Here is a 24,402-nt window from a genome sequence, read left to right as displayed (position 1 = left end):
CGGCGCGCGCAATTGATCACATCAGGCGCTGGGATGCCAAATGCATAGGCTGCATGGCACGCGCGCGTTATGCCGGGACCGGCGCGGTGTTCACAGCGTGGCAGGCGACGCCGTCGATCAGTTCCGGGGTCTTCCTGCGGCAGAGGTCGAACGCCAGCGGGCAACGCGGATTGAAGGCGCAACCCGACGGTGGATTGATCGGGTTCGGGATTTCCCCCTTCACGGGAATGCGCTGGCGGCCACTCATGGCAAGGTCAGGCACGGCGCCCAATAGCATCTTGGTGTAGGGCATGCGCGGGCGGGAAAACAGCTCGCGTCCCTCCGCAATCTCGACGATGCGGCCCAGATACATCACGCCGACCCTGCTCGCCATGTGGCGGACCACCGCGAGGTTATGGCTGATGAACATATAGGTCAGGCCGAACTTGTCCTGGAGGTCGCGCATCAGGTTCAGGATCTGCGCCTGCACTGAGACGTCTAGGGCGGAGGTCGGCTCGTCGCAGACGATGAATTCGGCGTCAGATGCGAGTGCGCGCGCGATCGCGATACGCTGCCGCTGGCCGCCGGAGAATTCGTGCGGAAACTTCAGTCGATCGTCGGGATGCAGGCCGACCAGCGTGAGAAGCTCGCCGATGCGGGCCTGGATGTCGCGCTCGCCCTGGATCAGGTCGAAGGCGCGGATCGGCTCGGAGATGATGGCATCGACCCGGAAGCGCGGATTGAGGCTCGCATAGGGGTCCTGGAAGATCATCTGGATGCGGCGACGCAGCTTGCGCCGCGCCTGGCTTTGCCGCGGATCCGTCATCGAGACGCCGTCGATCAGCACATCGCCGGAACTCGGCGGCAGCAGACCGACCACCATCCGTGCCACCGTGGTCTTGCCCGAGCCGGACTCGCCGACCAGCGCAAAGGTCTCGCCCTTCTTGATGTCGAAAGTGACGCCGTCGACGGCCTTGAGGTATTCGAGCTGTCCGCCTTCGAGCACGCGGTTGAGCCACGGTTTTGAAACGTCGAAGACGCGGCGCAGATTTGTGCCCTGGACGAAGGGAGTGCTCATGCCGCGGTCTCCGCCGACACCGGGTCATAGAGATGGCAGGCGACGGATTGCGCGCCGCGCGACAACGGCTCCGGCCGTTCCACCCGGCAGCGATCGAAGGCGGAGCCGCAGCGCGGGTTGAACGAGCAGCCGCGCGGGATGTTCGAGAGCCGCGGCATCGAGCCGGGGATCTGCACCAGGCGCTTGTCGTCGCCGGCAAGGGTCGGGATCGCGCCCATCAGGCCCTTGGCATAGGGGTGCAGCGGATTGCGCACGACGTCCTGCACCGGCCCGATCTCGGCGACGCGCCCGGCATACATCACCGCGACGCGGTCCGAGGTCTCGGCGATCACGCCCATGTCGTGGGTCACCAGCATCACGGCCGTGCCATGGTCGCGGCCGAGCCGCTTGATCAGCGAGATGATCTGCGCCTGCACGGAGACGTCGAGCGCCGTGGTCGGCTCGTCCGCGATGATCAGCTCCGGTTCGGCGCAGATCGCGAGCGCAATCACCACGCGCTGGCGCATGCCGCCGGAGAATTCGTGGGGATAGCCGTCGATGCGCTTGTCCGGCGCGGGAATGCCGACCTCGGCGAGCAGATCGATGGCGCGGCGGCGGGCCGCCTGTTCGGACAGATTGAGATGGGTGCGGATCGTCTCGACGATCTGGTCGCCGACCTTGTACAGCGGATTGAGCGAGGTGAGGGGATCCTGGAAGATCATGCCGATGCGCTTGCCGCGGATACGTCGCATCTCCTCCGGCGGCAGATTGTCGATGCGCAGGCCAGCGAGGCGAATTTCGCCGCCGGCGATGCGCCCGGGCGGATCGATCAGGCCGATCACCGAGAGACCGGTGACGGACTTGCCGGCGCCGGATTCACCGACCACGCCCAGCACCTCGCCCTTGGCGATGTCGAAGGAGACGCCGTCGATGGCGCGCAGCGTGCCGCGGCGAGAGGCGAACTCGACCTCGAGATTGCGGACGGAGAGAACGGGTTCGGTCATGGACGCTGCACGCTCATCTGAGCTTGGGGTTGAGCGCGTCGCGCAGCCAGTCGCCGAGCAAATTGATCGACAGAATCAGCGCCGCGAGCGCGATTCCGGGGAAGGCGACGATCCACCATTCGCCTGCGAACAGATAGCCGTTGCCGATGCGGATCAGCGTGCCCAGCGACGGCATGGTCTCGGGCATGCCCGAGCCGAGGAACGACAGCGTCGCCTCGGTGATGATGGCGAGCGCGAGGTTGATGGTGGCGATCACGAGGATCGGCCCCGTGGTATTCGGCAGTACATGGCGCAGCATGATCACGGGGGCGGGCAGGCCGATCAATTGCGCGGCTGCGACATAATCCTTGTTCTTCTCGACCAGGACCGAGCCACGCACCGTACGCGCATACTGCACCCAAAAGCTCAGGCCGATTGCGAAGACCAAAACCGCCAGCATGCTCATCTCGTCGAGCTTGTTGCCGAAGACCGATTTGGCGATCCCGTTGATCAGGAGCGCGATCAGGATCGCCGGAAAGGAAAGCTGCACGTCGGCGATGCGCATGATCAGCCCGTCGACCGCGCCGCCGAAATAGCCCGCCGTCAGCCCAAGCAGGATGCCGATCGCGCCGGAGAGGACGACACCGAGGACGCCGACAAGTAGCGAAATGCGCAGGCCATAGAGGATTGCGGACAATACGTCGCGTCCCTGCTCGTCGGTGCCGAGCAGGAACGGGCTCTGGCCGTCGGCGGTCCAGAGCGGCGAGATGCGGGAATTCATCAACTGGAGCTGTGCCGGGTCGAATGGGTTCTGCACCGACAGCACTGAGGCGAAGATCGCGAGCAGGAAGAACAGCAGCGTCACTGCGGCCGCGACCATGGTGATCTTGGAGCGGCGGAACGAGTAGAACAGGTCACTGTCGAGGGTGCGCTTGAACCAACCCGGCGCGGCGTGCGCGCCGCGGCCTTCGACCTTGTGTGAAACGACTGCGTCGCTCATCGCTAATGCGCCCGGCTGACCGTCGAGCGCAGTCGCGGATCGACGATGGTGTAGAGAATATCAACCACGAGATTGATGGTGACGAAGATCAGGGACACCATCATCAGATAGGCCGCCATGATCGGGATATCGACGTTCTGAACGGCCTGCACGAACAGGAGGCCCATGCCCGGCCATTGAAACACGGTCTCCGTGATGATCGCAAAAGCAATTACCGAGCCAAATTGCAAGCCCGCCACGGTGATGACGGGAACCAGCGTGTTGCGAAGTGCGTGGCCGAAATGGATCGCCCGCGTGGTCAGCCCACGCGCGCGGGCAAAACGAATATAGTCGGTGCGCAACACTTCGAGCATCTCGGCGCGGACGAGCCGCATGATCAGCGTCATCTGGAATAGGCCGAGCGTGATCGAAGGCATGATCAGCGCCTTCAGGCCTGACAAGGTCAAGAGACCCGTCGTCCACCAGCCGATATGCACGACGTCGCCGCGCCCGAACGACGGCAGCCAGCCGAGCGTCACCGAGAACAGGTAGATCATGAGAACGCCGATCAGGAAGGTTGGTAGCGAGATGCCGATCAGCGAGACGGCCTGGAAGACATGCGCGAGCCAGCTGTCGCGCCGCAGCGCGGAATAGACGCCCATCAGAATGCCACTGAGCATTGCAAAGATCGTGGCAACGATGGCCAGCTCGAGCGTCGCGGGCATCCGCTCCATCAGCAGATTGGTCACCGGCAGGCGGAACTGGTAGGACACGCCGAACTTGAATTGCGCAGCGTTGCCGACATAGCGGCCGAACTGCACGATCACGGGATCGTCGAGGCCGAGCGACTTGCGGATCGCGGCGCGCTCGGCCCCGGACGTATCCATCCCCACCATCTGGTTCACGGGATCGCCCGCGAAGCGGAACATCGAGAACGCGATGATTCCGACGGCGATCATGACACCGATGGCCTGAATGGCTCGGCGCAGTGTGAAAGCGAGCATCTGTTCCTTTCACATCTCTTCAGTAGCACGCATCATTGCGTTAGCCCGAAATAGCAAGTCCCGGAAGCCAGATCTTGAAAGCGATGGCTTCCGGGACTTCAGAGGATGTCGAGACCTACTCGTCCTGCTTGGTCGCCCAGTAGAGCATGACCATGTTGTCCGCACGCTGGGTCAGTTTGACCTTCTTCGATACGCCCCAGGCGAGCGCCTGCTGGTGCAGCGGGACGTAGGCCCAGTCCTTCATCGAGATCTCGAAGGCCTGCTTGATCAACTGGTCGCGCTTGGTCGCATCGGCTTCCACCAGCACCTTGTCGGCGAGCTCGTCGAACTGCTTGTTGCAATAGCCAGCGAGATTGGCCTCACCGCGGTTGGGATCCTTGGGATCGTCCCGGCAGCCCATGATGTCGTGCAGCACGTTCTGGGAATCGAGCGTATCCGGGGTCCAGCCCAGCATGTACAGCGAGGTCTTGTAGCCGCCGGGCTTGAGCACCTTGGCGAAATACTGCGCCTTGGGTTGCGCCAGCAGGTCCACCTTGATGTTGATACGCGCGAGCATCCCGACGATGGCCTGGCAGATCGCGGCGTCATTGACATAGCGATCGTTCGGGCAGTCCATCGTCACTTCGAAACCGTCGGCATAGCCGGCGTCGGCCAGAAGCTTCTTGGCGGCGTCGGGGTCGAACTTCGGCCGGGTGAGATCCTTCGCGGCAAAGATCTCCGGGGCCACCATCAAAGCGGACGGCGTGGACAGCCCGCGCATGACGCGATTCTTGATCAGGTCGACGTCGATCGCCCGGTAGACGGCTTCGCGGACGCGAACGTCCTTGAACGGGTTCTTGCCCTTGATGTTCGAATAGAGGAGCTCGTCGCGCGCCTGATCCATGCCGACGAAAATGGTGCGGAGCTCGGGTCCGGTCAGCACCGTGGCGTTGGGGCTTGCTTTGACGCGCTCGATGTCCTGGACGGGAACCGGCTCGATCACGTCGACCTCGCCGGATAAAAGCGCCGCGACACGCGTGGCCGGGTTTGCGATCGGCGTGAAGACAATCTCCTTCAGATTGTGCTCCGGCTTGCGCCACCAATTCGGATTGGCCTTGTAGACGGTCTTCACGCCCGGCTGATGGCTCTCGATGGTGAAGGCACCGGTGCCGTTTTCGTGGAGCGAGGCGTAGCTCGGGGTCGTCGCGGCGGCGGGCGTCGGTGCCACCGCATCGTTCGCCTCTGCCCATTTCTTGTCCATGATGTACCAGGTCGCCCACAGCGCCGTCAGGATGGGATTGGGCGAGGTCAGGATGAAATCGACGGTGTAATCGTCGATCTTGACGACCTTGGCGTCTGCGGGAACGCGGCTCTGGAAATTCGAGCCTTTCGCCCGCACGCGCTCGGCCGAGAACACCACATCGTCCGCGGTGAAGGGGTCGCCGTTGTGGAATTTCACGCCCTTGCGCAGGTGAAAGCGCCAGCGTGTCGGTTCCGGGATCTCCCAGCTTTCGGCGAGCGCCGGGATGATCTTCAGGTCCTTGTCGCGGGCAACCAGGCCTTCGTAGACGTGGCCGAGATGCGCACTGGTTGTGGACTCGTTCAGCGTATAGGGGTCGAGCGACTTCAGCTCACCCTGGTTGGCGTAACGCAGCGTCTGGCTCGACGCCGGCGAGACCGCCAACGTAAGCACACCGGCGAGCGTCGCCGCAAACAGACTTCGTCCAACTGACATTCTTGACCCTCTCCATCGCCCGCGCCGTGATTTTTGATTGTTCGGCGGGGCTAACCGATCCATGTTGCCCAGAGTTCTCGACCCGTGCAAGCGCCATTCCAGCAAAGAACGCGCCAAGTTGCACCGCTGTGCAGCAATGCTGACCAACAATTTAGGCGCAGGAGGGATTCGGACGACATTCGACTTTCGACCTGCCGGGCCCGGGAATAAGCGCGGAAATGGCCACGGACCGCCGGGGGGAACGCGATCGCGGTGGCGCGGCTTGGTTGACCATATCCTTCGAATGCGGAGGCTGGTGCCGGGCTTCACGTCTCAGGTCGCTTGCGTCGCACACCATGTCGCGGTGATACTGTCTGACGCTGCTCGAATCTCATCCGGAGGGGACATGAAAGTTAATATCGAAATCGACTGCACCCCCCTCGAGGCCCGCCAGTTCTTTGGATTGCCTGATGTGTCGCCGATGCAGGTGGCAGTGATGGACAAGCTCCAGCAGCAGGTGCTGAGCAACATTGACAAGGTCTCGCCGGAATCGCTGATCCAGAGCTGGTTCACCTTCGATCCCAAGCTGGCGGAACGGTTTCAGGACATGTTCGTCACTATGGCCGGTCTCGGCGCCCCGCGCAGCGGCGACAAGAAGAAATAGTGCCCGATAGCCGCGACGGAGCGCCAGGCTCGGGCCGGCTTCGTCCGCCGGCCCTTGGCCTGCTGCTCGCGGAGGCGCGCGGCCTGTTCGAGCTCAACGCCAGCGTCCTGCTGTCGCCGCTGCTGATGCGCGCGCCTAGGGGCGATGGCCATCCGGTGCTGGCATTGCCGGGCTTTCTCGCCAGCGATCTTTCGATGATGCCGATACGGCGCTATCTCGGCGATCTCGGCTATGAGGCGCATGCCTGGCGGATGGGCCGCAATCTCGGCGGATTGGGGCGGATGCGGGAAGCTCTGCGCGCCCGGCTCGCCGAAATTCACGGCGCGAGTGGGCGAAAGGTCAGCCTGGTGGGATGGAGTCTCGGCGGCGTCTATGCCCGCGATCTGGCGCTCCAGGTGCCCGACATGGTTCGCTACGTCATTACACTCGGCAGCCCCTTTGCCAACGATGTGCGGGCGACCAATGCGACCGCGCTCTACGAGGCGCTGTCCGGCGAGCGGGTCGAGGATTTCGCGGAAGCGCGCGAGGCGATTGCAGGCGATCTTCCGGTGCCCGCCACGTCGATTTATTCGCGGACCGACGGCGTCGTGAATTGGCGGACCTGCCTGCTGCGCCCTTCCGACCGCGCCGAGAACATCGAAGTGCACCTGGCAAGCCATATCGGGCTCGGCGTCAATCCGGCAGCATTGTGGGCCGTGGCGGACCGACTGGCGCAAGCGGAAGGGGAGTTCTGTCCATTTGACCGGGCTGGGCCGTTTGCCATTGCATATGCCCCGCCGGAACGGGCAGTATCGGCCTGACGAGAAGCGCCGTCCAAGGCGCCCGTCACATTTTCTTCGGGAGGGAACCATGGCTGACGGTAAGAAGCTGTCGTCGCTGGACGCGTCGTTTCTCTATCTGGAAACGCCTGAGATGCCGATGCATGTCGGCAGCATGGCGATCTTTCGCCTGCCCGACGACTACAAGGGTGACTTCTTCGAAGACTTCAAGGCGATGATCGTCTCGCGGCTGCACATCGCACCGATCCTGAAGGCGCGCCTTGAAAAGGCACCGCTCGACATCGATCATCCGACTTGGGTCGAGGATGACCAGTTCGACATCGACCGCCACATCTTCCGCGCCAGCCTGCCGGCCCCGCGTGACCGCGCCACGCTCGAGCGCATCGTCGGCTGGATGCATGCCAAGCTGTTGAACCGCGCCCGCCCGCTCTGGGAGTTCTACGTCTTCGAAGGCATGAAGGACAATGAGGTCGGGCTCTATTCCAAGATGCACCATGCCGCGATCGACGGCGGCGCCGGCGCAGCCTTGACCAGCATGATCTACGATGTCTCGCCGATCCCGCGACAGGTCGATCCGCCGACCGCTGGTTCGAAGCCAGGACAGGAGCCACGCGACATCGCCGCGAACCTGCTCGATTCGTATCAGCAGCTCTTCTCTCAGCCGCTGGATGCTTCGCAGGCCGCCAGGAACCTGCAACTGCCGCGCACCGGCAAGAGCGACATCGGCTCGATCCTGTTCGACAACGCGATGTATCAGATCGAGAGCGCGGTGCGTTTTGCCGGCAATATCCCGACCGTGATCAAGAGTGTGTCCGACGTGCTCGGCAAGGTCGCCGATCCCAAATCGCGCGAAAGCCTCGCGAGCATGGTGTCGCCGCCAACCATGCTCAACAAGACGATCTCGTCGGAGCGCAGCTTTGCCGGCGTGTCGATCTCGCTGTCGCGCGCCAAGGCGCTGGCCAAGCAGGCCGGCGGCAAGCTCAACGACGTCGTGCTGGCGCTGGCCTCCGGCGTCGTCCGCCGCTACCTTCTGCAATACAGCACGCTGCCGGCGAAATCTCTGACCGCAGCCGTGCCGATCTCTCTGCGCGAGGAGGGCAACACCGAGGCGAACAACCAGGTGTTCGGCATGATCTGCTCGATCGCGACCAATATCGAGGACCCCAAGGCGCGGCTCGCGGCCATCATCGCGCAGTCGACCAAATCCAAAGAGATGTCGCATCCGCTGCGGGCCTTGATGCCACAGGTCTCCAACATTTCGATGTTGGGCGCACCGATCATGGTGCAAATCCTGGCACTGCTCTACAGCCGCTCAAATCTTTCGGACGTTCTGCCGCCGGCGGCCAATATCACCGTGTCCAACGTGCCGGGACCGCGGCAGACTCTCTACGCGGCGGGCGCCGAGCTGCTGCATATCTTCCCGGTGTCGATCTCAACCCATGGGCAGGCGCTCAACATCACGGTGCAGAGCTATCGCGACCAGCTTGATTTCGGCTTCATCGTCGGCGCCAACATCATTCCGCATGTGCAGGTGATGTGCGACATGCTCCCGGAGGAGTTTGCGGCACTCGAGGCGGCGTATACACCGCCCGCGGCCGACATCAAGGGCGCGGCCGAATAAGGACTTGCCAGGGAAATCACAATGATCGAGATGCCGCCGCTGAGGTTCGCACAGACGAACGGAATCCGCATGGGCTATTACGAGGCGGGCCCCATCACGGACAAGCCTCCGGTGGTGCTGTGTCATGGCTGGCCCGAGCTCGCCTTCTCCTGGCGCCATCAGATCAAGGCGCTGAGCGAGGCCGGCATCCGCGTGATCGCGCCCGACCAGCGCGGCTATGGCGCAACCGATCGGCCGGAGCCGGTTGAAGCCTATGACATGGAGCATTTGACCGGCGATCTCGTCGGGCTGCTTGATCATCTCCACATTGAGAAGGCGATCTTCGTCGGCCATGACTGGGGTGGCTTTGTCGTCTGGCAGATGCCGTTGCGGCATTCTTCACGCGTTGCCGGCGTCGTCGGTGTCAACACGCCGCATTGGGACCGCGCGCCGATGGATCCGATCGCGCTATTCCGCCAGCGCTTCGGCGACGAGATGTACATCGTCCAGTTCCAGGATCCCGCGCGCGAGCCCGACAGGATTTTCGGCAGTCGCGTCGAGCAGACCTTTGACGCCTTCATGCGCAAGCCGCTGCCGCGCCCGGCGGAGAAATCAGCAGAGCCCCCGATCGCCGGCGTTGGCGCCTCGTCAAAGACGAATCTGGCATTTCCGCAGATGATCGCGGCCTATGATGCCAAGGTCGATCCACGCACTCCGATCCTGTCGGCCGACGAGAAGAAGGTGTTCGTCGACACGTTTACGAAGACCGGCTTCACCGGCGGCATCAACTGGTATCGCAATTTCACCCGCAATTGGGAGCGCTCGAAAGGTCTGGACCACCATATCACCGTGCCGTCGCTGATGATCATGGCCGAGAACGATGCCGTGCTGCCGCCCTCGGCGGCCGACGGCATGGAGAGACTGGTGGCGGATCTCGAGAAGTACCTGGTGAAGGACAGCGGCCATTGGACGCAGCAGGAGAAACCGGAAGAAGTCAGCGCCATCTTGATCGAATGGCGTAGAAGGCGGTTTGGCTAATCCGTCATTGCGAGCGAAGCAATCCAGGAATGGATCCGTGGAGACGGTCTGGATTGCTTCGTCGCTACGCTCCTCGCAATGACGACGTCGACGATCGAGGCAGGGGGAAACGCTTTTAATGTCATCGAAGAACCGTCTGGACCCGATTCCGCAGCCGCCGACCAAGCCGGTGGTCGGCAACATGCTCTCGCTGGATTCGGCCGCGCCGGTGCAGCATTTGACGCGGCTGGCCAAGGAGCTCGGTCCCATCTTCTGGCTCGACATGATGGGCTCGCCGATCGTCGTCGTGTCCGGCCATGATCTCGTCGACGAGCTCTCGGATGAAAGACGCTTCGACAAGACGGTCCGCGGTGCGCTCCGGCGCGTGCGCGCGGTCGGCGGCGATGGACTGTTCACGGCGGATACCAAGGAGCCGAACTGGAGCAAGGCGCACAACATCCTGCTTCAGCCTTTCGGCAATCGGGCCATGCAGTCCTACCACCCCAGCATGGTCGATATCGCCGAGCAACTGGTCCACAAATGGGAGCGTCTGAACGCCGACGACGAGATCGACGTCGTCCACGACATGACGGCATTGACACTGGACACGATCGGTCTGTGCGGCTTCGACTATCGCTTCAATTCCTTCTACCGGCGTGACTATCATCCCTTCGTCGAGTCGCTGGTGCGCTCGCTCGAAACCATCATGATGACGCGCGGGCTACCGTTCGAGCAGCTCTGGATGCAGAAACGCCGCAAGACGCTCGGCGAAGACGTCGCCTTCATGAACAAGATGGTCGACGAGATCATCGCCGAGCGCCGCAAGAGCGCGGAAGGCATTGACGACAAGAAGGACATGCTGGCCGCGATGATGACGGGCATCGACCGCTCGACCGGCGAGCAGCTCGACGACGTCAACATTCGCTACCAGATCAACACCTTCCTGATCGCGGGCCACGAGACCACCAGCGGCCTGTTGTCCTACACGCTCTATGCGCTGCTGAAGCATCCGGACATCCTTAAGAAAGCCTATGACGAGGTCGACCGTGTCTTCGGCCCCGATGTCAATGCGAAGCCGACCTACCAGCAGGTCACGCAGCTCACTTACATCACGCAGATCCTGAAGGAGGCGCTGCGGCTGTGGCCGCCGGCGCCGGCCTACGGCATCTCGCCCCTCAACGACGAGACTATCGGCGGCGGCAAGTACAAGCTCAGGAAAGGCACGTTCATCACCATTCTGGTGACGGCGCTGCATCGCGACTCCAGCGTCTGGGGACCGAAGCCCGATGCCTTCGATCCCGAGAACTTCAGCAAGGAAGCCGAGGCCAAACGGCCGATCAATGCCTGGAAGCCATTTGGCAACGGCCAGCGCGCCTGCATCGGTCGCGGCTTCGCCATGCACGAGGCCGCGCTCGCGCTCGGCATGATCCTCCAGCGCTTCAAGCTGATCGACCACCAGCGCTATCAGATGCATCTGAAGGAAACGCTGACGATGAAGCCGGAAGGCTTCAAGATCAAGGTGCGTCCGCGCGCCGATCGCGAGCGCGGCGCCTATGGCGGCCCTGTCGCGGCGGCGGCTTCGACGCCGCGAGCGCCGCGTCAGCCGACCACGAGGCCCGGCCACAACACGCCAATGTTGGTGCTCTATGGCTCCAATCTCGGCACCGCCGAGGAGCTCGCGACGCGCATGGCGGACCTCGCCGAGATCAACGGCTTTGCCGTGCAGCTCGGGCCCCTCGACGACTACGTCGGAAAGCTGCCGCAACAGGGTGGCGTGCTGATCATCTGCGCCTCCTACAACGGCGCACCGCCCGACAATGCATCGCAATTCGTCAAATGGCTCGGCGAGGATCTGACGAAGGACGCCTTTGCCAACGTCCGTTATGCTGTGTTTGGCTGCGGCAACAGCGATTGGGCCGCGACTTACCAATCAGTGCCGCGCTTCATCGATGAGCAGCTCTCGAAGCATGGCGCCCGCGCGGTCTATCCGCGCGGCGAGGGCGATGCGCGCAGCGATCTCGACGGCCAGTTCCAGAAATGGTTTCCGGCCGCGGCGCAGGTTGCGACCAAGGAATTCGGCATCGACTGGAATTTCACCCGCACCGCGGAAGACGATCCGCTCTACGCGATTGAGCCAGTCGCGGTGACCGCCGTCAACACCATCGTTGCCCAGGGCGGTGCGGTGGCTATGAAGGTGCTGGTCAATGACGAACTGCAGAACAGGTCGGGCGCAAATCCGTCGGAGCGATCGACACGCCATATCGAGGTGCAGCTACCGGCCAACATCACCTATCGCGTCGGCGATCATTTGAGCATCGTTCCGCGCAACGATCCGACGCTGGTGGATTCCGTCGCTCGCCGCTTCGGCTTCCTGCCGGCCGATCAGATCAGGCTTCGGGTCGCCGAAGGTCGCCGTGCGCAATTGCCGGTCGGCGATGCCGTTTCGGTCGGCCGCCTGCTCAGCGAATTCGTCGAGCTGCAGCAGGTAGCGACGCGCAAGCAGATCCAGATCATGGCCGAGCACACCCGCTGCCCGGTTACCAAGCCGAAGCTGCTTGCTTTCGTCGGCGAGGAGCCTGAAACGCTGGAGCGCTATCGCAGCGAGATTCTGGCCAAGCGTAAATCGGTGTTCGATTTGCTGCTCGAATATCCGGCCTGCGAGCTGCCGTTTCACGCTTACCTGGAAATGCTCTCGCTGCTGGCGCCGCGCTATTACTCGATCTCGTCTTCGCCGTCGGCGGATGCGGCGCGTTGCAGCATCACTGTGGGCGTGGTCGAGGGGCCCGCCGCCTCCGGGCGCGGCACATACAAAGGCATCTGCTCGAATTATCTGGCCAACAGGCGCGCGGGCGACGTGGTCTACGCCACGGTGCGCGAGACCAAGGCCGGCTTCCGGCTGCCGGATGATCCCTCCGTGCCTGTCATCATGATCGGCCCGGGGACGGGGCTCGCGCCGTTTCGCGGCTTCCTCCAGGAGCGCGCGGCGCGCAAGGCGAAGGGCGCCCGGCTCGGGCCGGCCATGCTGTTCTTCGGCTGCCGCCATCCCGATCAGGATTTTCTCTATGCGGAGGAGCTAAAGGCGCTTGCCGCAGGCGGCATCACCGAGCTCTTCACCGCCTTCTCGCGGGCGGATGGGCCAAAGACCTATGTCCAGCACGTCCTCGCGGCGCAGAAGGACGAGGTCTGGCCGCTGATCGAGCAGGGGGCAATCATTTACGTCTGCGGCGACGGCAGCAGGATGGAGCCCGACGTGAAGGCAGCGCTGGTTGCGATCTACCGAGAGAAGAGCGGCGGCGATGCGGCCGCAGGCGCCCGCTGGATCGAAGACATGGGCACGAAGAACCGCTACGTGCTGGACGTCTGGGCCGGCGGGTGACCGCCAGCCCAATCGTGCTAAACGTCAGGCATGATTCCCTGGGAAAAAATCGACACCGCCAAAATCCCCGGCTCTGACGAGGAACTCCGCCTCATGCGGCGAGGCAAGGAGTTCTCCATCAAGCTCGGCACCAACGAGCTGATGAACAACCGCCTGTCGGGTTCGGAAGCGGCCCTGGCAACGCTCGCCGCCAAGCAGATCGAGACGGTCGAGAAACCGGTCGTCCTCATCGGCGGCCTTGGCATGGGCTTTACGCTGCGTGCGGCGCTTGCCGTGCTCGGAGCCAAGGCGAAGATCGTGGTCTCGGAACTGGTGCCGGCGGTTGTCACCTGGGCGCGGGGACCGATGGCGGAAGTCTTCGGCGACAGTCTCGATGAGGCCAGGGTGAGCATCCGGGAGACCGATGTCGGCGAAATCATCCGGGCGAAGAGCTCGGCCTTCGACGCCATCCTGCTCGATGTCGACAACGGGCCGGAAGGGCTCACGCGAAAAAGCAATGATGCGCTCTACAGTGCGAGCGGATTGGCGGCCGCGAAGGCGGCGCTGCGGCGGGGTGGCGTGCTCGCCGTCTGGTCGTCGGGACCCAACCCCGCCTTCACCAAGCGCCTGGGCCGTGCCGGCTTCGACGTCAACGAGGTCAATGTGCGCGCCACTGGCAGGGGCGGCGGCGCGCGCCACGTGATCTGGATCGCGAAGAAAAGCTAGAACATCGTGTTGTTGTTCGCAGGATTGTCCGGGATCGGCTGAACCACATCCCAATGCTCGACGATCTTGCCGCTCTCGAGCTTGAAGATGTCGACGATGGCGTTGCCCTTGGTGCCGGGTTCGCGAATCGCGTTGACGTGAAGGATGACGTAGTCGCCATCCACGAACGAGCGTTTGATCTCGCTGTGCGAGTTCGGAAACTTCTCGCGCAGGAAGCCGATGAACTTCCGGAAGCCCTCAGGTCCATCGGCCGCATTCGGGTTGTGCTGGGTGTAGCGGTCGCCGACATAGGCGAGCGCGCCATCTGCGTCCTTCTGATTGAGAGCCTTGTCGTAGAAGGCAAGCACGGCCTTGCGGTTCGCTTCTTCCTGGGCGCTACCGGCCATCGCGGCGCCACCTACGAGCGACAGCATGAGAACTGAAGCGGCGACCATTGTCACCGAGCGGATGATGAGAGGCATGTGAGCTCCGAGAGGCCGCAGCCTCGGTGTTGCAAATGAGCAAATCTTCTATAGCTCTCGCGTCGGCCCGCGTTAAGAGAGTAACCGGCAGCTTACGTAGTCACCGATAGGAGACCGTCGGTCTATGCCGCCTTCGCCGCCGCGCCATGCGCGTGCTTGTCGATGGCGCCGATGATCTCGGGCCAGAAGCGCATCGGCAACGCGTGGCCCATCCCTTCGATCATCAACAGCTTCGCGCCAGGAATTGACTCTGCCGTGTCCTTGCCGCCCTCGGGACGCACCAGCGGATCGACCGTGCCGTGAATAACCAGCGTCGGCGTCGTGACGTTATGCAGCCGTGCCTTGCGACTGCCGGAGGCAAGCACCGCGCGGAGCTGCCGGCCGACGCCGGCCGGATTGAGCCCGCGGGCAAAGACGCGTTCGGCACGGCCGGGATCGAGCGCCTCTTCTTCCGGAAACGACCCGGCCCGCAAGATCTTCCAGGTCTGGCCGAAGCGGGTGATGAACTCCTCCTTGGTGCGAGGCGGTGGCGCCATCAGCATCGCGGCGGCTTCCCGCGTCGGCGGCGGCACGCGCGGATTGCCTGTCGTCGACATGATCGAGGTCAGCGAGCGTACCCGCTGTGGGAATGACAGCGTCACCTCCTGCGCAATCATCCCGCCCATGGAGGCGCCGACCAGATGCGCCGACCTGATGCCGAGCGCGTCCATCAGGCCTGTCGTGTCCCTGGCCATGTCGATCAACTTGTAGGGGGCGGCTACCGGAATTCCGAGGAAGCGCAGCTTCATCAGTTCGAGCGGGGACAGGCGCTTGCCACCGGTGAGATGGCTCGACTTGCCGATGTCGCGATTGTCGAAGCGGATCACGCGAAAGCCGCGGGCAGCGAGCTGCTCGCAGAACGCATCGTCCCAATGGATCATCTGCGCTCCGAGCCCCATGATCAGCAGAAGCGGCTCGGCGTTGTCGTTGCCGAAAATCTCGTAGCAGATGTCGATGCCGTTGGCTCGGACGGTCTGGGGCGGCTGATGGGCATTCACGGGCGCGTTCCCTCGTAGTCCCTGGTGTTCGCTGTATCGCACGGTTTTGTTCCGCGAAGAAGCCGCGTGCGACACCGGTTGACCGGCGGGCCACAACGGTGTGGTATGACAGAAAAAGAGGGGCACAAGCCCTCCACATCGGGAGGACGCTGATGACCGACAAGATCAACGATCCGGTCGCCTTGTGGCAGAAGATGGTTGGCGAGATGGAGAAGGGGTTCAACTCCTTCGCCACCAAGGCCATGGAGACGCCCGAATTCTCGCAGGCCATGAACCGCGCCGGCGGGGTTGCTGCAGGTGCGCAGAAGCAGTTCGGCGATCTCATGGAGAAGTATCTGCTCTCCATGAATTTGCCGAGCCGCGAGCAAATGACCGGCATCGCCGAGCGGCTGCAGTCGATCGAGGGACAACTCGGCGAGATCAAGTCGATGCTGAGCCAGATGTCGGCCAATTCCGCGGGATCGCCCGCCGATGCCGCACCGCGGCCGCCGCGCACCAAACGCCCGCCGTCCGAAGGCGGAGAGTCGAAATGAACGCGCCGGCGGGACTTGATCTTGCGGCGATCCCCGAGCGAATCCAGGCCGAGGTGCAGCGGGCGATCCAGCGCAGCATCAAGGGGGTCGAGTATTTCTCGACATCGGGGCCGACTTTGGGATCGACGCCCAAAGACGTGCTGCATTCGCGCGGCACGATGAGTCTCTACCATTACCGGCCGATGTCGGACGAGATCTACCGCGTGCCGGTGCTGATCGTCATGGCGACCACCAATCGGGGCTACATCCTCGACCTCGTGCCCGGGCAGAGCTTCATCGAATTCCTGCTACGGCGCGGCTACGACGTCTACATGCTCGACTGGAGCGCGCCGCGGCCGGAGGAGAAGAGCCTGCGGATGGAGGACTATGTCCTCGACTTCATCCCGGATTGTGTCCGCCGCGTCCAGGCCGATTCCGGCGAGCAGGACGTCTCCGTCATCGGCTATTGCTTCGGCGGGGTGCTGTCGCTGCTCTACGGCTCGATCTTCCCGGACGGGCCGATGAAGAATCTGATCTGCTTCACCACGCCGATCGACTTCCGCGAGATGAAGCTGTTCTCGAATTTCTCCGACCGGCGCTATTTCGACGTCGACCGGCTCGTCGACAGCGTCGGCAACGTGCCGCCGGAGATGATCCTGTCCTCGTTCGAGATGCTGCGACCGGCCTCGCGCGCGGCGAGCCAGATCCAGCTCTGGGAGAACATCTGGAACGACGAGTTCGTGAAGTCCTACCGGATGTTCGACCGCTGGGCGACCGACACGCTGCCGCTGGCCGGCGAATATTTCCGCGGTATCACCAAGGACCTGATGTGGGACAACAAGCTCTATAACGACACCATGTCGGTCGGTGGGCGGTCGGCGAAGCTCGAGAACATCAAGGTGCCGATCCTGCACGCGGTCGCCGAGCACGACCACATCGTGCCCTATGACGCCGCAAAGCACCTGGTCGCCAAGATCGGATCCGACGACAAGGAAGAGGTGATGCTGAAAGGCGGTCACGTCTCGCTCGTCGCCGGCGCCAACGCGGTGAAGCGGCTGTGGCCGAAACTGGATTCCTGGCTGGGGACAAGATCGACATGAGCGAGCAGCGTTCCTATCCGCGTCACGCCAGGACCGAGGCCGGTGACATCGAGATCCGCCTGATGTCGCCTGCGGACGAAGCCGCGGTGCTCGCGTTTGGCCAAGGCCTGCCGACCCATGACCTGTTGTTCCTGCCGCGCAACATCAGCGCGCCGAAGGTGCTGTCCGCCTGGGTCAAGGAGATCGAGCGCGGGGCGATCCAGAGCCTGCTCGCGGTGAAGGGCGGCAAGGTGGTCGGGTGCGGCACGCTGGTGCGCGATCCGCATTCCTGGTCCCCGCATGTCGGCGAGATCCGCATGGTGGTGTCGCAGGACGTCCGCGGGAAGGGGGTTGGGAAGGCGTTGTCGCAGGAGACCTTCGCGCTCGCGCTCGGGACGGGGCTGGAGAAGCTCTCCGTCCAGATGACGGTCGACCAGCAGGCGGCGATCGCGCTGTTCGAGAGCCTCGGCTTCAAGGCCGAGGCGCTGCTGCGGGACCATGTCCGGGATGTCGACGGCAACACCCACGACATCGTCGTGCTCGGCCACAACATCGCGCAGGTCCAGGCCCAGATGGAGGCCTATGGCTTGCCGGGCGCCGTCCAGCACTGAGACGCTGCCCGGCGACCAAAACTTGAAATCAACCCCATGCACAGTAGGCGGAAGGGCTAAGGAGGCATCAGAATGCCTCTGGATAAGGCTGATCACGAATTCGTGATATCGCAATGCAACATGATTATTGCATCGCACAATTAACTATGCCATATAAGTTCTGCCCCGGGCCATCGCGGACGGGGTGAGCCCATAGCTCAACCCAATGAGGATGGAGAGAACCCCATGACCACCGAAACCAATACCCCCTTCGAGGGCTTCAAAGACGCTTTCAAGAACATCCAGAACCTGGAAGTTCCCGAGGCCGCCCGCGAATTCGTCAAGAAGACTGCCAACACCGCCAAGGACCGTGCTGCCGAGGTGTTCGCTGGCTCCGAGCGCGTGACCGCCGCCGTCGAGAACGCGGTGACCGAGTCCGTCACTGAAGCCGGCAAGATCAGCCGCAACATCCAGCAGGCGATCTACGAGGACGCCGAGGCGTTCTTCTCGGGCATCGACAAGCTCGCGTCCGCCAAGTCGGTCAGCGAAGCCGTCGAGATCCAGTCGAGCCTGCTCCGCGCCCGCGGCGAAGCGTTCGTCTCGCGCGCCAAGGCGACCGCCGACTATCTCGGCAAGCTCGCTGCCAACGGTGCCAAGTCCGCTCAGGACAACTTTGCCAAGGTCTACAACAAGACCGCCTGATCTGGCGTTTTGAGACCAACTGAAATTTGAGGCCCGCTTCGGCGGGCCTTTTGTTTTGCGCTGCCGTCATCATCCGCCGTCACGGCGAGGAGCTCTTGCGATGAAGCAATCCAGAGTCTTTCTCCGGAAAGACTCTGGATTGCTTCGCTTCGCTCGCAATGACGAGTACTGTGATGCAGATATGGACTCATCCCCGACCTTCTCCTTCGATTCCCCCAGCGACGCCGAACGGGCGGCCGAGCTGCGCCGCGTCAAGGCGCTGGCGACGTTGGTGCTGGCCTCGGCCCTCGCTTTGTTCGTCGTCGCGAAATGGCTGCTTCCCGTGCATCCCGTGTTCGGCTTCATCGCTGCCTTCGCGGAAGCCGCGACCATCGGCGGCATCGCCGACTGGTACGCCGTGGTCGCACTGTTCAAGCGGCCGCTCGGCCTGCCGATCCCACACACCGCGATCATCCAGAGCAACCAGGCCCGCATCGCCGACAAGCTCGGCGAGTTCATCCAGGTGCACTTCCTCGAGGCCGGCCCGGTTGAAGCCAAGCTGAACGAGATCGATTTCGGCTCCTTCGTTGCCGACTGGCTGCGCGACCGCAAGCGCAGCGATGACCTTGCGCGCTTCGCACTCCGTTTGCTGCCTGAGGCGGTCTCTGCGACCGAAAGCTCCGGCTTGATGACTTTCATCATCCGCCGCATGTCCTCGCAGCTCCAGGCGATCGACCTCGCGCCGCTTGCGGCCGGCACGCTGCGCGGCTTCGTGGCGGAGGGGCGGCACCAGATCCTGTTCGATGACCTCCTGCGGGTGATGCACGAGACGTTGAACCAGAAGGAGACGATGGCGATGATCCGCGAGAAGGTGCGCGCGGAGTTGCCGACCCTGCTCAATCTCTATCGTGCCGACAAGTTTCTGGTGAACAAGATCGTGGCATCCGCCACCGCTTTCTTCAATGAAGTGCGCAGCGATCCCAAGCATCCGTTCCGCGGCGAATTCGATCGCATGGTGCTGAGCTTCGTCGACCGGCTCGGCACCGACCAGGCCTATGTCGACCGCATCGACGGATTGAAACGCGATCTGCTCGCGCGGCCCGAGCTTGCCGATCTCGCCCGCACCGTCTGGGCCAACACGCGCACCTTCATCGAGCGCAGCGCGTCCGGCGAGACGCAGGTGCTGCAACATCATCTCGCCGGCATGTTCGTTTCGGCCGGCGACGCGCTCGCCGGCGATGCCGAGCTCCGCGGTGAGATCAACAAGGGCCTCGTCACGGTGCTGCGCAGCTTCGTCGCCGACCAGAAGAGCGGCGTGTCGACCTTCATCTCCGACCAGGTCAAGGCGTGGAATATGACGCAGCTGATTTCGCTGATCGAAATCAACATCGGCCGCGACCTGCAATACATCCGCTTCAACGGCTCGCTGATCGGCGGCCTCGCGGGATTGGCGCTCTACTCCGTAGAATTCCTGCTTCGATTGCTGTGACTTTTGCGTCACGACCGTTAGCATTAACGTGCGGGCCTATTGTGGCCTTACGTCTCTCCCGCTTGAATGTGCGGAACCGGCCGCCTAGCTGATTCATGTTGCGTTGCGGAACGATCGAGAAGCCGGCGTATTGGAATTCATGCCCATTGCCGCCATCGCGGCCAAGGGCTCTTCAGGAATTCTTCCCAAGGGGATCCATTGATGACCGCCACCGCCCAGACGCTGCGTCCGCCGTCCCGTACCCTGATGTTTCTGGAAGGGCGCGCCATCCACGAGTTCGGCGCATTCCTCGGCGCGCTGCCGCTGCTGAGCCTTGCGCCGCGCGGCGACGGGCATCCGGTGCTGGTGCTGCCGGGTCTCGTCGCGTCCGACGAGTCCACGCGCGCGCTGCGCACCTTCCTGGCTGCCAAGGGCTACGCCGTGAGCGGCTGGCGCCAGGGCCGCAATTACGGCCTGCGCGAGGGCGTGCAGCATGCGATGGTCGATCTGGTCGCGGAGCTCAACGACAAGCATGGTCGCAAGATCAGCCTGGTCGGCTGGAGCCTCGGTGGCCTCTATGCGCGCCAGCTTGCCAAGATGATGCCCGACCGCGTGCGCCAGGTGATCACGCTCGGCAGCCCCTTCGCCGGCCATCCCCGCTCGACCAATGCCTGGCGCGTCTACGAATGGGCGAGCGGGCGGAAGTCTGATGAGGTTGACCCGCAGTTCGGCGGCGAGCTCGCGCTCCCGCCGCCGGTGCCGACCACCGCCATCTTCAGCCGCACCGACGGCGTCTGCGCCTGGCAGGGGTGCATGGAAAAGGCGGGTGCGCAGACCGAGAGCATCGAGGTCGAGAGCAGCCATTGCGGCATGGGCCATCACCCCGCCGTCGTCTATGCGGTTGCCGATCGCCTCGCGCAGAAGGAAGGCCAATGGCGTCCCTTCGACCGCTCAGGCTGGCGGAGCGTGGCGTATCCTGATCCTCACAGGTGATCTTTTTCTTCGCCTCTCCCGCTTGCGGGAGAGGCCGACACGCTCGCAGAGCGTGGCGGGTGAGGGTTCTTTCCTCAAGGGGATTGTCCCGTTGCGGAGACACCCTCTCCCCAACCCTCTCCCGCAAGCGGGAGAGGGAGAACAGAAAGCGTCGCTCCCGTCCATTGTCGCGCCCGCCCCAAACGCGCTAAGCCTGCCGCATGGCGCATCCGCTCTCTCGCATCATCGACCAGCTCAAGCGTGAGCCGTCACGCACGGGCTCCATCGTCATCACCATGTTCGGCGACGCCATCGTGCCGCGCGGCGGTTCGGTGTGGCTCGGCACGCTGCTGGCGTTCTTCGAGGGCCTCGACATCGATGGCAGCGTGGTGCGCACGGCAATGTCGCGGCTTGCTGCCGATGGCTGGCTGACGCGCGAGAAGGTCGGCCGCAACAGTTTTTACCGCCTTGCCGAGAAGGGGCGCGAAACATTCGAGGCCGCGACCCGCCACATCTATGATCCGCCGCCCTCCGACTGGACCGGCCGCTTCGAGCTGTTGCTGATCGGTAATGGCGAGGACCGTGACGCCTCGCGCGAGGCGCTACGCAATGCCGGCTTCGGCAGCCCGCTGCCGGGCGTGTGGGTCGCGCCATCGGGTGTGCCAGTGCCGGAGGAGGCTGCGGGCGCGATACGCCTCGAGGTATCGGCCGAGGATGACAGCGGGCGCCGCCTGCTTAGCGCGAGCTGGCCGCTGGAGCGCACCGCGGACGCCTATCTGAAATTCATGAAGACCTTCGAGCCGCTGCGCGCCGCGCTCGCGCGCGGCACAATCCTGTCCGAGGCCGACGCCTTCACGGCGCGCATCCTGCTGATCCACTATTACCGCCGTGTCGTGCTGCGCGATCCGCTGCTGCCCGAAAGCCTGCTGCCGGCGGATTGGCCGGGCAGGGCGGCGCGAGAGGTTTGCGGCGAGATCTATCGCGCGCTGCTTGCTCCGTCAGAACAATGGCTTGATGGCCATGGAACCAATGAGAAGGGACCGCTGCCGCCGGCTCGCAAGCTCCTGGAAAGGAGATTTGGGGTCTGATCCATATGTTACAGAAATATCTTGCATGACGTGATTTTTGTCATATATTGCCTTCCAATCAATCGGGAGGAATGCGCATGTATACCCAGGCGCTGAACACGGCCGAGACCGATGATCGCGGTCTGGAGGACGCAGGCAAAGCTGCGCAATTCCAGGCCCGCATCGATGCCGAGGAGCGCATCGAGCCGAACGACTGGATGCCGGCGGCCTATCGCAAGACGCTGACGCGCCAGATCTCCCAGCACGCCCATTCCGAAATCGTCGGCATGCTGCCCGAGGGCAACTGGATCACGCGTGCGCCGACCTTGCGCCGCAAGGCCGCGCTGCTCGCCAAGGTGCAGGACGAATGCGGCCATGGGCTCTATCTCTATGCCGCAGCGGAGACGCTCGGCTCATCGCGCGAGGAGCTGGTCGATGCGATGCTTGCCGGCAAGGCCAAGTATTCCTCGATCTTCAATTATCCGACGCTGACCTGGGCCGACATCGGCACGATCGGCTGGCTGGTCGACGGCGCCGCGATCATGAACCAGATTCCGCTGTGCCGCTGCTCCTACGGCCCCTATGCACGCGCCATGATCCGCGTTTGCAAGGAGGAATCGTTCCACCAGCGCCAGGGTTACGAGATCATGGTGACGCTGTGCCGCGGCTCGGATGAGCAGAAGGCGATGGCGCAGGATGCGCTGAACCGCTGGTGGTGGCCGGTGCTGATGATGTTCGGCCCGCCCGATGCGACGAGCCAGCACAGCGACACCTCGACGAAATGGAAGATCAAGCGCTTCTCCAACGACGAGCTGCGCCAGAAATTCGTCGATGCCACCGTGCCGCAGGCGCAATATCTCGGCCTCACCATCCCCGATCCCGGCATGACCCAGGATGCAGCCGGGCATTGGCGCTACAGCGAAATCGACTGGACCGAGTTCAAGCAGGTACTGGCAGGCAACGGCCCGTGCAATCGCGACCGCATGGCCGCGCGCCGCAAGGCGCATGACGAGGGCGCCTGGGTGCGCGAGGCCGCAGCCGCCTATGCGGCGAAGCGCGCGCAGCGCCAGACCGCGCAAGCTGCCGAATAGGGAGATCAATATGGCCACGCCGAATACGCCATTGTGGGAAGTCTTCATTCGCAGCCGCAATGGGCTTGCACACAAGCATGTCGGGTCGCTGCATGCGAGTGATGCCACCATGGCGCTGCAAGCCGCCCGCGACATCTACACCCGCCGTGGCGAAGGCCTGTCGATCTGGATCGTGCCGTCGGCCGCGATCACCGCGAGCGACCCCGCCGAGAAGGGCATGATGTTCGAACCAGCCGAGTCGAAGATCTATCGGCACCCGACCTTCTACGAGGTGCCCGAGGAAGTGGGGCACATGTGATGGCTGCTGCCAACATCCAGGTCTCCGAAACGCCGCTGGTGCTCTATGCCCTGCGCCGCGCCGACGATGCGCTGATCCTCGGCCACCGGCTGTCGGAATGGTGCGGCCATGCGCCGATGCTGGAAGAGGACATGGCGCTGTCCAATATTGCGCTCGACCTCATCGGCCAGGCCCGCGAGCTCTACAGCTATGCCGCCAAGGCCGAAGGCAGGGATAACGACGAGGACAAGCTCGCCTATTTGCGCGATGTCAGGCAGTACCGCAATCTGCTGCTGGTCGAGCAGCCGAATGGCGATTTTGCCCAGACCCTGGTGCGGCAGTTATTCTATTCCGCCTTCGCGGACCTCTATTGGCGCGCGATGATGACTTCGCGCGATGCGACGCTGGCGGCCATCGCCGCGAAGTCGGAGAAGGAAAGCGCCTATCATCTGCGCCATGCCTCGGAATGGATCATCCGGCTCGGCGACGGCACGGACGAGAGCCACGCCCGGGCGCAGGCCGCGATCGATCAGCTCTGGGCCTTTACCGGCGAGATGTTCGTCGTCGACGACGGCGAACGCGCGCTGATCCATGCCGGTATCGCCATCGATCCCGGCACCTTGCGCGGGCGCTGGCTGACGACGCTTTCCGATGTCGTCAAGGAAGCAACGCTTACGCTGCCGCAAAACGATTGGATGCAGCAGGGCGGCCGCGCCGGCCGACATAGCGAGCACCTTGGCCATCTCCTGTCGGAGCTGCAATCGATGCAGCGAACCTTTCCGGGGCAGACATGGTGATGGTATCAGAGCGAGAGAGCGAGTTGCGCCAGCGAGCCTGGGACGCCGCGGCGAGCGTGGTCGATCCCGAGATTCCCGTGCTGAGCATCGCCGATCTCGGCGTGCTGCGCGATGTCACCCTCGATGGCGATCGTGTCGAGGTCGCGATCACCCCGACCTATTCGGGTTGCCCGGCGATGAACATGATCGCGCTCGAAATCGAGATCGCGCTGGAGCGCGCCGGTTTCCGCCGACCGAAGGTTCTCACCGTGCTGTCGCCGGCCTGGACCACTGACTGGATGAGTGAGGCGGGCCGGCAGAAGTTGCGCGCTTACGGCATCGCGCCGCCGCAGGCCGCGAGCTCGCGCCGCGCGCTGTTCGGCGCTCAAGCGATCGCGTGCCCGCAATGCGGCTCGGACAAGACCGAGCTGCTGTCCGAATTCGGCTCGACCTCCTGCAAGGCGCTGTGGCGCTGCAGGGCCTGCCGCGAACCTTTTGATTATTTCAAGTGTCATTGAGGCCCCAAATGCCAACCCCATCGTCATTGCGAGCGCA

General features: G+C 63.6%; 24 protein-coding genes. 17 read left to right on the top strand and 7 right to left on the bottom strand.

The genetic code is table 11. The features are described from left to right. Positions 1-67 precede the first annotated feature (67 nt). The 5 genes from G8O24_RS07195 to G8O24_RS07175 form a co-directional block, all read right to left on the bottom strand. Complete coding sequence (locus tag G8O24_RS07195) at positions 68-1,057, bottom strand: ABC transporter ATP-binding protein (protein WP_188097851.1); 990 nt, start codon at positions 1,055-1,057, stop codon at positions 68-70. Then, positions 1,054-2,040, bottom strand: a complete 987-nt coding sequence (locus G8O24_RS07190; RefSeq protein ID WP_188097849.1) for an ABC transporter ATP-binding protein — start codon at positions 2,038-2,040, stop codon at positions 1,054-1,056. Before G8O24_RS07190 ends, G8O24_RS07195 begins: the two co-directional genes overlap by 4 nt. Before the next feature lie 13 nt (positions 2,041-2,053). After that, entirely contained in the window at positions 2,054-3,019 is a 966-nt protein-coding gene (locus G8O24_RS07185) for an ABC transporter permease (protein ID WP_188097847.1), read from the bottom strand. A 2-nt stretch (positions 3,020-3,021) separates the two neighbouring features. Next, positions 3,022-4,002: an ABC transporter permease gene (locus tag G8O24_RS07180; protein WP_188097846.1), complete on the bottom strand. Its 981-nt coding sequence runs from the start codon at positions 4,000-4,002 to the stop codon at positions 3,022-3,024. Positions 4,003-4,117: 115 nt separating this feature from the next. After that, the gene (locus G8O24_RS07175; RefSeq protein ID WP_188097844.1) at positions 4,118-5,716 is read right to left on the bottom strand and encodes an ABC transporter substrate-binding protein; all 1,599 of its coding nucleotides are present in this window, start codon (positions 5,714-5,716) and stop codon (positions 4,118-4,120) included. A 385-nt stretch (positions 5,717-6,101) separates the two neighbouring features. On the opposite strand from G8O24_RS07175, the gene G8O24_RS07170 reads away from it, so the two are divergent. The 6 genes from G8O24_RS07170 to G8O24_RS07145 all read left to right on the top strand — a co-directional run bounded on the left by G8O24_RS07170 (position 6,102) and on the right by G8O24_RS07145 (position 13,836). Then, entirely contained in the window at positions 6,102-6,359 is a 258-nt protein-coding gene (locus G8O24_RS07170; RefSeq protein ID WP_188097842.1) for a DUF6489 family protein, read from the top strand. After that, on the top strand, positions 6,359-7,159 hold the full coding sequence (locus tag G8O24_RS07165; protein ID WP_188097840.1) for an esterase/lipase family protein: 801 nt from the start codon (positions 6,359-6,361) through the stop codon (positions 7,157-7,159). Before G8O24_RS07170 ends, G8O24_RS07165 begins: the two co-directional genes overlap by 1 nt. A gap of 49 nt (positions 7,160-7,208) precedes the next feature. Beyond that, entirely contained in the window at positions 7,209-8,759 is a 1,551-nt protein-coding gene (locus tag G8O24_RS07160; protein WP_188097838.1) for a wax ester/triacylglycerol synthase family O-acyltransferase, read from the top strand. A gap of 21 nt (positions 8,760-8,780) precedes the next feature. Continuing rightward, complete coding sequence (locus G8O24_RS07155) at positions 8,781-9,776, top strand: alpha/beta fold hydrolase (RefSeq protein ID WP_188097836.1); 996 nt, start codon at positions 8,781-8,783, stop codon at positions 9,774-9,776. A 118-nt stretch (positions 9,777-9,894) separates the two neighbouring features. Beyond that, positions 9,895-13,131 (top strand): bifunctional cytochrome P450/NADPH--P450 reductase, encoded by a 3,237-nt coding sequence (locus G8O24_RS07150; RefSeq protein ID WP_188097834.1) that lies wholly within the window; start codon positions 9,895-9,897, stop codon positions 13,129-13,131. A gap of 30 nt (positions 13,132-13,161) precedes the next feature. After that, entirely contained in the window at positions 13,162-13,836 is a 675-nt protein-coding gene (locus tag G8O24_RS07145; RefSeq protein WP_188097832.1) for a spermidine synthase family protein, read from the top strand. On the opposite strand, the gene G8O24_RS07140 is transcribed toward G8O24_RS07145, so the two are convergent. Beyond that, positions 13,833-14,297, bottom strand: a complete 465-nt coding sequence (locus tag G8O24_RS07140; protein ID WP_188097830.1) for a nuclear transport factor 2 family protein — start codon at positions 14,295-14,297, stop codon at positions 13,833-13,835. The genes G8O24_RS07145 and G8O24_RS07140 overlap by 4 nt on opposite strands. Positions 14,298-14,419: 122 nt before the next feature. Next, complete coding sequence (locus G8O24_RS07135) at positions 14,420-15,334, bottom strand: alpha/beta fold hydrolase (RefSeq protein WP_188097828.1); 915 nt, start codon at positions 15,332-15,334, stop codon at positions 14,420-14,422. 152 nt (positions 15,335-15,486) lie between these two features. Between G8O24_RS07135 and G8O24_RS07130 the strand changes: the two genes are divergently transcribed. The 11 genes from G8O24_RS07130 to paaD all read left to right on the top strand — a co-directional run bounded on the left by G8O24_RS07130 (position 15,487) and on the right by paaD (position 24,365). Beyond that, positions 15,487-15,867 (top strand): hypothetical protein, encoded by a 381-nt coding sequence (locus G8O24_RS07130; RefSeq protein WP_188097827.1) that lies wholly within the window; start codon positions 15,487-15,489, stop codon positions 15,865-15,867. Continuing rightward, complete coding sequence (locus tag G8O24_RS07125) at positions 15,864-16,946, top strand: PHA/PHB synthase family protein (protein ID WP_188097825.1); 1,083 nt, start codon at positions 15,864-15,866, stop codon at positions 16,944-16,946. Before G8O24_RS07130 ends, G8O24_RS07125 begins: the two co-directional genes overlap by 4 nt. Beyond that, positions 16,943-17,536 carry a GNAT family N-acetyltransferase gene (locus tag G8O24_RS07120; protein ID WP_188097823.1) on the top strand — a complete coding sequence of 198 codons (594 nt, stop codon included), beginning with the start codon at positions 16,943-16,945 and terminating at the stop codon, positions 17,534-17,536. The genes G8O24_RS07125 and G8O24_RS07120 overlap by 4 nt, the downstream gene beginning before the upstream one ends. 225 nt (positions 17,537-17,761) lie before the next feature. Further along, positions 17,762-18,217 carry a phasin gene (locus G8O24_RS07115; RefSeq protein ID WP_188097821.1) on the top strand — a complete coding sequence of 152 codons (456 nt, stop codon included), beginning with the start codon at positions 17,762-17,764 and terminating at the stop codon, positions 18,215-18,217. Positions 18,218-18,398: 181 nt separating this feature from the next. Then, positions 18,399-19,685, top strand: coding sequence for a DUF445 domain-containing protein (locus G8O24_RS07110; RefSeq protein ID WP_188097820.1), 1,287 nt, complete (start codon positions 18,399-18,401; stop codon positions 19,683-19,685). Positions 19,686-19,886: 201 nt separating this feature from the next. Continuing rightward, positions 19,887-20,657 carry an esterase/lipase family protein gene (locus G8O24_RS07105; RefSeq protein ID WP_188097818.1) on the top strand — a complete coding sequence of 257 codons (771 nt, stop codon included), beginning with the start codon at positions 19,887-19,889 and terminating at the stop codon, positions 20,655-20,657. 200 nt (positions 20,658-20,857) lie between these two features. Further along, positions 20,858-21,724, top strand: coding sequence for a phenylacetic acid degradation operon negative regulatory protein PaaX (paaX, locus tag G8O24_RS07100; RefSeq protein WP_188097816.1), 867 nt, complete (start codon positions 20,858-20,860; stop codon positions 21,722-21,724). A 77-nt stretch (positions 21,725-21,801) separates the two neighbouring features. Continuing rightward, the gene (gene paaA / locus G8O24_RS07095) at positions 21,802-22,794 is read left to right on the top strand and encodes a 1,2-phenylacetyl-CoA epoxidase subunit PaaA (protein ID WP_188097814.1); all 993 of its coding nucleotides are present in this window, start codon (positions 21,802-21,804) and stop codon (positions 22,792-22,794) included. Positions 22,795-22,804: 10 nt separating this feature from the next. Next, positions 22,805-23,092: a 1,2-phenylacetyl-CoA epoxidase subunit PaaB gene (gene paaB / locus G8O24_RS07090; RefSeq protein WP_188097812.1), complete on the top strand. Its 288-nt coding sequence runs from the start codon at positions 22,805-22,807 to the stop codon at positions 23,090-23,092. Beyond that, entirely contained in the window at positions 23,092-23,868 is a 777-nt protein-coding gene (paaC, locus tag G8O24_RS07085; RefSeq protein ID WP_188097810.1) for a 1,2-phenylacetyl-CoA epoxidase subunit PaaC, read from the top strand. Before paaB ends, paaC begins: the two co-directional genes overlap by 1 nt. Next, positions 23,862-24,365, top strand: a complete 504-nt coding sequence (gene paaD, locus G8O24_RS07080; protein WP_188097808.1) for a 1,2-phenylacetyl-CoA epoxidase subunit PaaD — start codon at positions 23,862-23,864, stop codon at positions 24,363-24,365. The genes paaC and paaD overlap by 7 nt, the downstream gene beginning before the upstream one ends. The last annotated feature ends 37 nt before the right edge of the window (positions 24,366-24,402 follow it).

It is taken from the genome of Bradyrhizobium campsiandrae (genome assembly GCF_014529705.1).
GTDB classification, from domain to species: domain Bacteria; phylum Pseudomonadota; class Alphaproteobacteria; order Rhizobiales; family Xanthobacteraceae; genus Bradyrhizobium; species Bradyrhizobium campsiandrae.
This window is presented reverse-complemented; position numbering and strand designations above follow the sequence as displayed.